General features: G+C 73.4%; 7 protein-coding genes. All 7 read right to left on the bottom strand.

Annotated features, from left to right (window positions below; genetic code table 11):
* Positions 1–53 precede the first annotated feature (53 nt).
* Positions 54–938 carry a peptidoglycan-binding protein gene (locus ACWD04_RS23480; protein ID WP_451134914.1) on the bottom strand — a complete coding sequence of 295 codons (885 nt, stop codon included), beginning with the start codon at positions 936–938 and terminating at the stop codon, positions 54–56.
* Between the two features lie 28 nt (positions 939–966).
* Complete coding sequence (locus tag ACWD04_RS23475) at positions 967–2,514, bottom strand: DUF6519 domain-containing protein (protein WP_451134912.1); 1,548 nt, start codon at positions 2,512–2,514, stop codon at positions 967–969.
* A gap of 69 nt (positions 2,515–2,583) precedes the next feature.
* Positions 2,584–4,755, bottom strand: coding sequence for a hypothetical protein (locus ACWD04_RS23470; RefSeq protein ID WP_451134910.1), 2,172 nt, complete (start codon positions 4,753–4,755; stop codon positions 2,584–2,586).
* A 22-nt stretch (positions 4,756–4,777) separates the two neighbouring features.
* On the bottom strand, positions 4,778–8,533 hold the full coding sequence (locus ACWD04_RS23465; RefSeq protein ID WP_451134908.1) for a putative baseplate assembly protein: 3,756 nt from the start codon (positions 8,531–8,533) through the stop codon (positions 4,778–4,780).
* Positions 8,530–11,700 carry a putative baseplate assembly protein gene (locus ACWD04_RS23460; RefSeq protein WP_451134906.1) on the bottom strand — a complete coding sequence of 1,057 codons (3,171 nt, stop codon included), beginning with the start codon at positions 11,698–11,700 and terminating at the stop codon, positions 8,530–8,532. Before ACWD04_RS23460 ends, ACWD04_RS23465 begins: the two co-directional genes overlap by 4 nt.
* Positions 11,697–12,074 carry a GPW/gp25 family protein gene (locus tag ACWD04_RS23455; RefSeq protein ID WP_451134904.1) on the bottom strand — a complete coding sequence of 126 codons (378 nt, stop codon included), beginning with the start codon at positions 12,072–12,074 and terminating at the stop codon, positions 11,697–11,699. The genes ACWD04_RS23460 and ACWD04_RS23455 overlap by 4 nt, the downstream gene beginning before the upstream one ends.
* Positions 12,071–12,412, bottom strand: coding sequence for a hypothetical protein (locus ACWD04_RS23450; RefSeq protein WP_451134902.1), 342 nt, complete (start codon positions 12,410–12,412; stop codon positions 12,071–12,073). Before ACWD04_RS23450 ends, ACWD04_RS23455 begins: the two co-directional genes overlap by 4 nt.
* Positions 12,413–12,444: the final 32 nt, after the last annotated feature.

Genomic DNA, 12,444 nt, shown 5'->3' with positions numbered 1-12,444 from the left:
CTCTCCTCAACGGGACGAGGTGAGGGCCCCCGCACCGGCATCACACCGCGGGCTCAGACGTTGGGCACCTTGAGCTTGTCCCAGCTGGCCTTGCCCGGGATGCCGTCCGCGCCGCTCCCCGAGTAGCCCAGCTTGCGCTGCCACGCGGCGTACGACTTCCGGTCCGCCTCGGACCAGTCCGGGCCGGGGCCGACCTCGTACCGTCCGCAGCCTTCGGCCACCAGTCTCTTTCCCATCGCCGTGATGACGGCGCTGCGCCGCCCGACCCGGAAGTACGCGGCTCCGGGGAACGGCTCGTACCTGGCCGGAGGCTTGGGGGCGGGCGGCTTCGACGGGCCGTCCGGCTCGCCCCCGAGGCGTGTCCTGACCCTGCCGCGCATCGAGTCCATCGTGAACCCGCGCGGGTCGATCTTCCCCGGCTGCCACTCCTTGTGGCCTATCACCGAGCGGTGGTTCCAGCCGTGTGCCCGGCAGATCGCGGCGGCCGCCTTCTCGATCGCCTCCAACTGGGCCGCCGGCCACGGGTCCTTGCCGTCGCCGAGGTTGACGCACTCGAAGCCGTAGAAGGAACGGTTGCCGTCGGTGTTGGCCTCGTTGTCGGCGGGCAGGGACGATTCGTTGATCACCGCGCGCAGGACTTCGTCGTCGCCGAGTCCGGCGTGGTTGGCGCGGCCATGGCCCACCAGGTGGACCGAGCCGTCCTTGGCGATCACTCCGTGGCACAGCGGGCCCGGGAGACTCGAATGGCCGTCGTAGCAGAGGTCCACGGAGCTCTGGGTGCCCGAAGTCACGGTGTGATGGATCATCACCCCGTGCACGGGCCCCCACGAGCCCTTGTGGTTGCGGTTGTGCGTGCGCCAGTTACGGTGCTCGACGACACGCAGACCCTCGTCCCGCAGGGCCTTGAGCAGTTTGTCGGCGGAGAGAGGCGTTGCCATCGTGATGCTCCTTCACCCAGGTGGTGCGTCAGTTCTCGGGCTGTCCCTCGTCGTCCTGCCCCGCCGTCCGGCCGTCCGAACCGGCGGCGGCGGTCTCCGTGGCCTCCGCTTCGGCTTCGGCCCGCGCCTCCGCGGCCAGTTCCTGTTCACCGGCCGCGGGGATGACGGCGGCCAGGGGTGCGAACGTCATGCGCAGGTCCGCTACCGAACCCTCCCCCAGCACCCAGGCCAGCGGCGCGTAGTGGACCCGGATGCCCTTCGGGGACTGCAGCAGCGGGCGGCTGGCCGCGTCCGCCGGCCACTCGACTCCGCCCGTCACGGTCCTGGCCGGGACGGTCCAGAAGTCACCGGACCGGTAGGTCCGGCCCGGCTCGAAGTACACGAACACGCCGTCCTCCAGCGGCAGCCAGCCGCCCTCCTCGATCCGGACCGCCCCGCCCCGCAGCGTCGCCGCTGACTGCTTCGTACGGCCCGGGCCGCCCCCGTGCCGCGCACCTGACCGCTGGTCCCAGCGCCGTAGGTACGGGTGGAGTTCGGGGCGCCGCCCTACCGAGGAGTGCGGTTCGTCCGAGAGCCGTACCCGTCGTCCTGGCAGGTCGAGCTCCTCGATCCGCAGCAGTGGCAGCGGCTCGCCCCGACTGGTGTAGCCGGTGTCCACGAACTCCACCTGGTCGCCGACGTTCAGACCGAGCTTGCCGTCGTTGCCGAGCGAGGACAACTCCACCCAGGTCCCGTCGATCTCGTCGACCGGCAGCGTCACGGAGCCGTTCTCCCGCGACCATTTGAAGGTGGCGTCCGCCGCCGCGCCGCCCTGGTGGATCTCCACGCGGTACATCTGGTTCTCCGGGCCCCGGTAGCGGGCGCCCGGCTCCACCAGGCAGGGGTCGTCGTCCGCGTGCTCGGGGCGCTCGCTGCGCGCCGCCATCCGTGCCGTCGGCGCCTGCGCGGCCGCCCACCGCGCGAACGCCTCGCGGACCTGGTCCTCGGCCGCCCCGTCCTCCAGTTCCAGCTGCGCGCCGGGCAGCGGAAGCACCTGCCAGACGGTCTTGATCCGTGCCGCCGTGTCGGGCATCGCCGACCCGAGCGCCACCTCGCGCAGCAGCGGGTCCTCGGCCGCGGTCACCGAGCGCTCCCACACCTTGAGGCAGGCCAGGTACGGGAACTGGGTGGGCAGCCGGTCGCCGGGGCGCTCCGGGTCCCGGTAGCCGTCCGGCTGGTCCCAGTAGGTCCAGGTCGCCGGGGTCTCCGCGTCGTCGGCGGCGTCCTCGCCGGCCGGTACGCCGGGCTCCGGCCGGGTCGCGTCCAGCAGGATCCCGTCGACGTAGTAGCGCCCGCCGCCGAGCGACAGGTCGTCGAGCTCCCGGCTGCCGCCCAGGAAGCCCACCTCGAAGCCGGTCGCGCCGCTCGGGCCGCCGTGCTGCCCGATCAGGTCGGCGGTGGTGGTCCGGGCCAGGTGCAGCTGGATGGCGGCCTGTTCGTTGGCGTCGGCGTCCAGCTGGACGCGGCCCTGCTGGGTGAGGACCGCCGCGTAGTGCCGGTCCGGCCGGAAGGTGTCGCGGGAGAGATCTGCGTGCATGGGAAGGGGTCCCCCTCGGAAGTACGTCAGTTCGGAAGAGACTGGGGCGGGCGGGGCGGATCAGGGCGGTCAGGTCACGGGGAAGATCCCGGCGTCCGTGCCGGCCGGGGTGTACGCGGCGAGCCGGGCCCGCAGGCTGTCCTCGCGCTGCGGTTCGTGGAGCTGGTGGAAGACCCCCATCTCGGAACCGTCGTCGGCGCCCCGCCGGATCTGCCACGGCCCGCCGTCGGCGAGCCGTCCGTACGCCGGAGTGCCGTACCGCTCGCTGCTCAGTCGCGGGCGCACCAGACCGGCCTGGTCGGCGCCTACGAGGTCCGGCTGGCAGCGGTGGCGGCGCGGGGTGCGGGAGCCGGGCGGCACGTAGCAGTACCGCAGGCAGCCGATGCCGCGCCGGGCCACCCGCAGCTGCCCGGTGAAGACGCTGTTCTCGGCGATCCGCACCGCGTGGGTGTGGACCTCGCCGATGACCGTGGTGCGGTGCGCGTGCAGCACGGCGTGCGCGTGACGGCAGTCCGGGGCGGAGAGCGCCGGGAGGTTGTGGCCGGTGGCGTCCAGAATGCTGTCGCGGATGTGGATCGGCAGCGGGTCCGTGCTCACCTCGTCGCCGATCACCTCGATGGTGCCCAGGACGCTGCGGTCGATGGACACGCAGGCGGTGGTCCGGTCCAGGACCAGGCTCGGCTCCTCGGGCGAGTGCGGTTCGCAGTCCGTCTCCAGCGACCAGCCGGGCACCAGGGTGCAGTGCCGCAGCACGACCGCGCCGACGGGGCCGCTGACATGGAGTCCGCGTCCGGTGACCAGCAGACCGTCCAGGACGATCCGGGGAGCGTCGGCGTCGTGCCCGTGCCGCGTGTCCTCCTGCGCCCGGATGTTGAGCGCGTCCGGGCGGTTGCTGTACCAGTCGAGCAGCCGGATCACCGGGCGGCAGCCCTCGGCCGCCCGCAGTTCCAGCCGGTCGCCGCGGCCGAGGTCGAAGTCGAGCTGCTCCTGGTAGGCGCCGCTGTGCGTGATCTCGATGACGCCCTCGGCACCGCAGTGCCCGGACCGCCGGTCGGTACGCCACTGCGCGTACGCGTCCATGATCCGCTGGTAGGCCTGACGGGGGCCCACCCGGTAGATGCGGGCGGCGGGCGAGGTGACACGCTCGCGCGGGTACTCGCCGCCGCCGGTGTCGCCGCCGAAGGCGTAGTGGTAGGTGACCCAGACCCCTTGCCGGGGCGCCGAGCGGGACCCGAAGGCGATCCGGCCGAGCAGCGGGTCGACGGCCACCTGGCCGAGCTTGGGGCGGTAGCGCCAGCCGGACAGGTCCGCGACGACGATGTCCGACATCGGCACCGGCTCGTCCTGCCCGTCACGCCAGACCGTGAAGCTCTTGCCCGGCCCGTAGTGGTCGGCGAGCCGGTCCGCGAGCTGCCGGCGGCTGATGGACGCGGGCACGTTGTCGACGGTCGCGATGTGCGTGGCGGAGGGTTCCGGCACCGGGCGGGTCACCAGCGCGGTGTCGTTGCCCAGGATGGAGAACGCGTACAGGCTGCGGGCGCGGTCGATGCAGTACGCCGGTGCCCGGCTCACCCGGTAAGGCTTCAGCCGCCACACGAACAGGCCCACCCCAGCGGGGGAATGGCCGCCTCTACGTCGCGACGAGGCTGCCCTGCGTACGTCGACGGAGCGGGCCAGCTCGTCGAACGGGCCACCTGCCAGGTCGAGTTGCGCCCCCTCGCGTACGTCCGCAAGCCTGCCGCGCCCCAGCCTGCGTACGTCGCTGGGCGCCGAGCCCGTTCCGTACAGCCTGACCGGCTGCTGGTGGGAGACCAGTCGGGAGGACTCCACGGCCCTGGCCGGCCACCCGGCGACCTCCTGGGACAGCTCCTCCAGCAGGGCGAGGGTGCCCTTGCGGCGGCGGTTGGCGACCGTGGCCGCGACGTCGCGGCGCGGGGCGAGCGCCTCGGCCAGCCGGGAGCGGGCCTCTCCGTCGGCGGTGTCACCCAGCCCGGACGTCCGGACCCGCTCGTACCCGGGCAGCGGCCGGTAGCCGACCAGGTCGCCGAGGTACGGCAGCACCCAGGGCGCGGCCGTCTCCACGAAGAGGTCCTCGTAACTCTGGTCGACGCCGTCGCGCACCCGGTCGACCTGCTCGGCGATCACCGCGAGCAGGGCCCGCAGCGGCTCCCCGCCCTCGGCGTCCCGCAGCCGGTGCCACTGCGGGAGCAGCTCCGCGAGGCCGTCGGGTTCCCTGCTCATGCGACGCTCCCTTCCTGGGTGTTCATGCGGTGACCTCCGTCAGAATCAGCGTGTCCGGGACGTCCGGTGACAGCAGGACGAGCTGTGCGGGCCGGATCCCGCGGAAGACGCACACCGCACGGCCCTTCTCCAGGCGCCGGGTGTCGGTGATGTCCGGGTTGAGGCGCAACAGTTCGGCGAGTGCGATGCCGTAGCGGGCGGCGACCGCCGTGAGCGTCTCGCCCTCCGGCGCTGTCACCCGGTGCACGTCCTCGTCGTACGTGGCGAGCCGTGCCGGGACGGTGGTCCGCGGTTCGGCCGGCGTGTCCGCGAGGGCGGGCAGGCCGTCGGGGGTGAGGGACGCCGGCACTCCGCCGAAGACGTCGACGTCCACGTGGTCGACCCCGCGCACGGAGTGCGCGGTCGCCAGTACGTCGGACAGATGGGCGGGGCTGCCCAGCTCACGCCGGGAGCTGCCGAACCGGGTCAGCAGCGCCTGGCGCAGTCTCGGTTCGACGGTCTGCCAGCTGTGGTCCCGGGCCACCTTCACCTTCGCCGCCAGAAGGAGCAGCAGCAGTTCGCGTACCTGTACCCGTACGGGCAGCCGGGAGTCGCCGTACCGGGCGAGCGAGGAGCGCAGCGCGGTGAGTACGTCGGAGTCCTCGGCGATCGGGATGTCCTGGACCCCGGTGACGGTGAGGTGCAGCATCCGCCGCCTGCCGTCGAAGAGTTCGCGTGCCGCCGCCTCTCCGACACCGGCCCGGGAGCGGGCGAAGTCCTCGTAGTCCGCGACCGACACCAGCCGGTCGAGGGCGGACACGGCGAGCGGGATCGCGGACCGGGTCCGGCCGGGGCCGTCGGCGTCCGCGCCGCCCGTCGCGGGTTGGGGATTGGTGACCCCGGTGACGCCCAGCGGCCGGGTGACCGCCTGGGTGACGCGGTCGGCCCGGACGTTGGCGGCCCGGCCGGTGCCGAACCGGTAACGGGCCCGGACGTTCTCGTGGCCGGTGGGCAGCCGGGCGCCGTGCACCCCGTCGCCGAAGGTGACCGTGGTCCGGCCGCCCGCGGCACCGCAGACGTAGACCCGTTCGCGCGGGCCGCGCCCGGCGAGGCCGTCCACCCGGTGCCAGAGCAGTCCGTCGACACGTACCTCGAGGGCCGGGGTCGCGCCCAGCGGGTTGTCGGCGGGCAGCCAGGTCAGCGGTGCCTGCCAGAGCGCGAACGTCTGGTTGGCGAGGTCCGCGTCGCCGTTGCCGATCGGTTCGTCCCGGCTTTCGCCGTGTCCGGCTGCCACGACGTTGCCCCGTACGCGCACGGTGGCGCGCCGGTAGCGGTGGACGAGGTCCGTCGTCAGGGTCAGCCGCGTGTGCACGTGGTCGCCGGGCAGCAGCGGGTCGAGGACCTGTTCCACGCCCGCGATCGTCACCAGCTCGGTGGCGGGCGCGGCGGCCACGTCGGTGCGCTCCCCGGACACGATCAGCCGCCGTCCCGGGCGCAGCCCGTCGTACAGCTCGGCCAGTTCCAGTTCGTTGCCGTGGACGTCCTCTCCGAGCGGTTCGTCGGCGAGCCGCAGCGCCTGCCCGCCCGCGTGCACGATGGCGTCGCGGATGGTGGAGAGCAGCACGTCGTGCTCGTCGAGCCAGGGGTCGGCCAGGGTCAGCTCCGTACCGCGGCCGGTGATGCCGAAATCGGTGTACACGGCGGTGCGCAGGGAGGTGACCCTGGTGGTGACGAAGCTGAGCGCCGGGTCGCCGGGGATGCCGTCCGGTCCTCCGGCGCCCTTGCGGGGGCGCTCGACGACGACCCAGCTGCCGGGCGTGATCGAGTCCTGCACCGAGTCCAGGGCGATCACCTGGCGGTTGGCGGGTTCCGGCACCGTGGCGATGCCGATGACCACGTTGGCCGGTTCGCTGCCGACCGTGTAGCGCACGGTCAGCTCGTAGCCCTCGTGTCTGATCTGCTGGTGGTCGCCGGGCGCCAGGCGCCAGCTCTTCGTCTCGCCGTTGTGCACGGCGACATGGACGCGGCCGTCGTCCGCGGGCCGGGACACGAACAGCGTCCGCTCGGGCAGGCCGTCGAGCAGTTGGGCGGTGACCCCGGGCTCCTGCGAGTCGGCGGGGCGCACGTTCAGCCAGCTCAGGTCGTGGTCCTGGGCGGTCCGGGTCATGACGGCGACCCGGCCGGGCCCGAGGTCGAACGTCGCCTCCGACGGCAGGTTCTCCGTGTGCTGGACGGACGAACCCGTCTCGGTGTGCTGGAACTCGGCGCGTACCGGGACCTTGCCCGCCGTGTCGAACACGACCCGCACCGTGGTGAGGGCGGAGCCGGTCAGCGGCCAGTCCGCCTGCCTGATCACCCGCCCCCGTTCGTCCTGCACCGGCCTCAATGGGGCCGTCGCCCCGAACGGGGCAGCCGTCACCCGCATCGCCTGCACCTCGTGCAGGAGCGGCGGTGCGGTCGGCGCGGACCGCCGCCACGCCGGGTACATCCCGTCGGCGATCCGCGGGTCGAGCGCCGCCAGCAGCCGGGCGCCCATATCGGAGCCCGGAGCCGGCCTGCCCGCGGGCACCGGGCCCGTCCCGCTGCGGGACGGCCCTACGACCTGGCCGCGCAGGGCGGGGAGCACCGCGCCGAGTGCCCGCAGCGCCGCGGACACCGGTGCGGCGGCGCGCAGCGCCTCGGACGCGGGCCGAGAAGGTTCCAGGTCCGCCGCCTGCGCGATCACTTCGCCGATCATCGCCTCCAACTGCTCGAACCAGGAGGCGGCCTCGGCGTGCGCGCGGGAGACGGCCTGTGCCTCGGCCAGCCGCTCGTGCGGCTCCGCCAGCCGTGCCGCGAGGGCGGCCGGTGAGGTGACGGAGTCCAGTTCGGCCCGCAGCGGGGCGAGCACCTGGGCGTCGAAATCGGCGACGAACCTGCTGACCGGTCGCGGATTGGGGTTCTCGGGCGTGGGTTCGCCGTCCTCGACCGCCCGCTCGTCCTCGGTGATCCACTCGCGCAGCAGCTCCACCAGTTCGCTCAGCGACGGCGGGGCTGACTGCTGGAGCCCGATCCCCGTCACGTCCTCCTCACGGTCGACACGGAGCCGGGCCACGGAGCGGAGCAACCGCCGTCCCGGAGTGCCGTCACCGTCCTGGCCCTTGAGGACGAACAGCAGCCGGTCCCCGGTCTGCAGGGCGGTCGTGGTGCCCGAGACCTGGATCTCGGAGCGGCGGGTCAGATCCTCCTCGGTGAGCAGCGCGGGCCTGCGCCGGCGCACCGCGAGTTCGTTCCACGAGGCGCGGGCGACGAGATCGGCCTCCGTCTCGAAGACCTGCGACTCCTCCTCGGAGGTGAGAGGAACGCTGTTGCTGCGCGCCCCGCGCGGAACGAGCACCTCCACGTCCACGCCCCGCGGGTCCCTGTCCAGGGTGTACGCGAGATGCGTGTCGGCGGCGATACCCGGCCTGGGGCGGTGTCCCACCAGGCGTCCGAGCAGCGCCAGCGAGCGGTGCTCGTCGGCGGTGCGGACGTACGCCTCGTCCATGATCCGTTCGCCGTGGAACGTCAGCAGGTCGCCGACGACGGCCCAGGAGTCCAGCAGCCCGATCGCCGGATCGTCCGGGGTGCGGACCGTCAGCCCCCGCAGCACCGGATAGGCCGGAGAGGCGAGCCGGTCCACCATGGCCGCCAGGAACGATCCGTAGTCCCCGACCCGGTAGTCGAGGGCGGTGCGCCCCGGCGGGTTGTACAGGGCCTCGGGGGCCCGGCGTTCGTCGTGTCCACCGCAGCCGCAGCCGCTGTTGCCCGAACCGCTCATCGGGTACCTCCGGCGAGTTCGATGGTCAGCCGCCCGTTGTCGGGGCGGTCCGGGTCGTTGTCGCAGCGTGCGATCTCCAGCGCGCCGAGGCGCAGCACGCCTGTCTCCAGGGCGGTGCCGTCTCCGTCCGCGGCGTCGAAGAGCCGGCGGAGCCGGGTCACCGTCACGCTCTCCACCCCCTGCACGGCGGCCGCGGCGGCCACCAGCCGGCTGAGCCGCACCGGTTCGCCGAACACCAGGGCGTCGGGGTGGAAGAAGCCGAGCCGCCCGTCATGCATCCGCCCGCGGCCCAGCAGCCGGTACAGCTCGGCCAGGATCTGCCCGTGCTGATGTCCGGGGGCCGCGCACACCGACAGGGCGATGTCCAGCGGTACGTTGCTCGCGGGGCCGACGACCAGGTCGTGTCCGATCCGCCGGTAGCGTTCCAGCGCGTACGTCACCGAGTCGAGCAGCTCGGGCTCCGGGTCCCCGGCCCCCAGCGTGTCGACGGCGACGTGGGCCTCCTGCACGCTGCCCGTCCAGCGGATCTCCGCCGCCGCCCGCTGCACCCCGGGCAGTGCGGAGGCCAGCGCGGCGTAGTCCTCGGCGGTCACCGCGCGCTGTGCGGTGCGTTTCAGGTCGAGCGGGGCCAACTGCCTCACCTGTTCGAGTGGTTCGGGCTCCGTGCCGCCGACCGCAGGCAGCGGGTTGCGTACCGCTGCGACGGGCAGCGCCTCCCCGGCGGCCTCGGCCGCCGGGTCGCGGTGGAGCACCAGGTGGTTGACTGCTTCCGCGCCGACGTTGCCCGCCGTGCCGCCACCGAGCCGGTAGTGCAGCTCCAGCCGGGCTCCGGGCCGGGGCCGGGCACCATGCCTCCCGTCGCCGAAGCGCAGTGCGATCCGCCCGTCGTCCTCCAGCTCACCGACGAAGTTCCGGTCCCGGTGACCGGCGGCGAGCAGATCCCGCCGCGCGGCCCACTCCTCGTCGCCGTCCACGGCCGTCACCGCGGGCAGCGCGTCCCGCGGATCCTGAGCCAGGGCGGCGGCGGGCCCCCGCAGCACCGGCTCGTCCGGATGCAGCCCGGCCGCGTGGCCGGGGCCCCAGGTCTGCGCGATCTCCCAGGCGATGCCGGCGTCGAGGACCGTGCCCGCCCGGGCCCGGGCCGTCAGCACGTGGAGCCTGCGCAGCTTCCGTGCCAGCAGCCGATCGCTGCGGTGGAGCAGTTCGCGCAGCGCGCGTACCGGGTGGAGGTGCAGCTCCAGGTGCTCCAGCGTCCGCAGCCCGAAGAGCACGGTCAGTTCGTCGATCTCCGCCTCGGTCAGCCCGTCTCGGTCACGGGCGCTGCGCCACAGCTCCACCAGCCGCTCGCGGACCCGCCCGGGCACGGCGGCCAGTCGGTCGGCCTGCCCGGTCGAGATGTGTTCCGGAAGCGGGAACGGCGCCGCCTGGACCACGGGTGAGCGCTGGAGTACGGGGCGGAACCGGGGCCTGATGCCTGGGTAGGCCACCTGCGCGAGGAGAGTCGCCAGCGCCTCGGCCTGCTCGTACGCCGTACCCGGTACGACCTTCTCGCGCCGTCGTCCCGCGAGCTCCAGGCCGATGCCGGCGCGCGTCACCTGATCCTCGCCGACCTGCTCGGACAGCTCCCTCACCTGCTCGGCGGTGAGCAGGTGTCCGTGCCGCGTCTGTTCCAGTCGTTCGTCCAGGAGCCGGGCCGTCGCGTTGCCCGCGTCGGCGGCCCCGCAGCCGAAGCCGGACGGCTCGCAGGAGCCGGGTACCGCGGGCTCCGGGGGCACGGGCACCGTCTCCGGCAGGGCTCCGCCGAACGTCAGCGACCTGCCGTGATCGACGAGAACCACATTGCCCCGGGCGACGCTCACGTCCGCCACCGGTGCGCATCCCGGTCCGCCACGCGTCGACAGGCACACGGGGAAGGCGAGCGCGTCCTGGCGGGCCCAGGTGACCTCCAGCACCGGCCGGCCGGCCAGCCTGTCCACGCCCGGGGTGACCGAGGTCAGCCGTACCGCCTGCCGGTGCGCGGGATCCGCGTCGCCCGGTGTACCCGAACGTGCCCCGCGGACTTCCTCGAACACCAGCAGATCGCCGGGCGACAGGGCCAGCGAGCGCACCGTGCACTTCTCGTCGGCCCACCCGTCCAGGAGCGTCGCGGTCACCGCGCCCTTCGGCAGGGCACACACCTCGTCGCCCCAGGTCCAGAAGCGGATGGTGTTGTGCGCTGGGCGCAGTTCGGCCGGTTCGGCGTCCACCACCGGCTCGAACACCTCCACCGCACCGCGCTCGGCCAGCACCGCCAGATCCCGGTCCTCGATCACGGTGCCGGTCTCGGGCCGGTCGCGGAGTCCCGGGGTGCGGACGTCGACCGCGGCGAAGCGGAACGTCCCCGGCAGCAGCGTCAGCCGCTTCGTCACCTCGACGGTGACCAGGGCCCGGGCATTGCATCCGTCGTGCATCGGGTAGTCGATCAGCCGTACGTGCCGGCGCACCGACACCCGCCTGCGGGCGGTGTCGAGGTAGGCCTCCGTCGCGACGGCGTCCTGGTGGTAACTGATCCGGTCTGCCGTGTGGGCCAGCAGCTCGACGAGCGTGACGCCCAGGTCGGCGGGGTTGCGCTCGACCCAGTCGGGTGTCGTCAGCGCGAGCCGGTCGAGGATGAGGCGGCGTACGGAGTCGTAGTCGCGCGCCGTGTAGTCGATGACGGGCGCCTCGGCCCGGGGGCCGGGGTCCCCGCCCGCCGGGTCGTCCGCGCAGTCGAAGGGAGTGGGGCAGTCCGTCCGGAACTCGAACTCCGTACGGAAGTACCGCTGGTCGAAGCCGGGGAACGGCTCCGTGCCCGGCCGCCCGTACGGATCGGTCTCCACCACCGACAGCCGGTAGCGCGAGGTGTCCCCGGTCCGGTCGACGGTCACGAGCAGCCGGTCGTCGAGCTCCGGTTCGTCCTCCCGCTCCACGGTCACCTCGACCGCCTCGATGCTCGTGACACGGCGGCCGCCGTCGATGCGGATGTTCTCCGGGCACAGCCCGTGCGGGGCCTTCCCGAGGAACGTCACCGTGAGGGTCAGCCCGTCGTCGCCGGCCTCCACCGCGTCCACGCCGTGGAGCCGTGCCGCGCGCACCTTGCCGCGCCTGCCGTTCGTCCGGCAGGCCACCTCCCTGCCCGTGCTGCTCATGCGGGCCCGCTCCCTTCGAAGACCTCGTCGCGCCGGCTCCCGGTGGAGCGCACCACGTAGCGCAGATACACCCGGACGACGCTCTCCTCGCTCACCACGTCCAGGGATTCCACATCGATCAGCTCGCCCAGCCAGCGCTGCAGCGAGGCCTGTACGGACAGTTCCATCGCCGAAGCCAGCTCGGGGCTGTTCGGCGTGAACACCAGATCCAGCAGCCCGCAGCCGAAGTCGGGGCGCATCAGCCGTTCGCCGGGGCTGGTGAACAGCAACTGCTCGACGAGGTCCCGCACATGCTCGTCGTACCGGGCGTGCGCCGTCCTGCCGCGCCGGTCGCTGCGGAACGGGAACACGAGGTCGGTGCGTACGGTCCTCATCGGCACGTCGCCCCCCGCCGGGGCGCGTTCACGACCGGTGGCCCCTGCGGCACGAGCACCGCACTGAAGCACTGCGCCGCACTCGTGTGCAGCAGGACGGGTGCGCCGTCGACCCGCACGCCGCCGGGCTGCGGGCTCCACCGGACGGTGGTGCACGGATGCGGCACCCCGCCGACGGTGTGCGGGCACCCGGTCACCACGAACGTGTCGGCGGCGGTGTGCACCGGCAGCCCGTCCAGGCGCACGGTCGCGTGCGCGGAGGCGGCGGAGGCCCGTCCGCCGTGCGGGCAGTGGAGGGTCGCGGCGGCGCTGACGATGGTCCCTGAGCTGCTGGACAAGAGTTCTCTCCCCGTTGTCTGGTGCTGCTTCG

It is taken from the genome of Streptomyces sp. NPDC002911 (assembly GCF_053591835.1).
The sequence above is the reverse complement of the archived record's forward strand: the minus strand, read 5'-3'. Positions and strand labels throughout refer to the sequence as shown.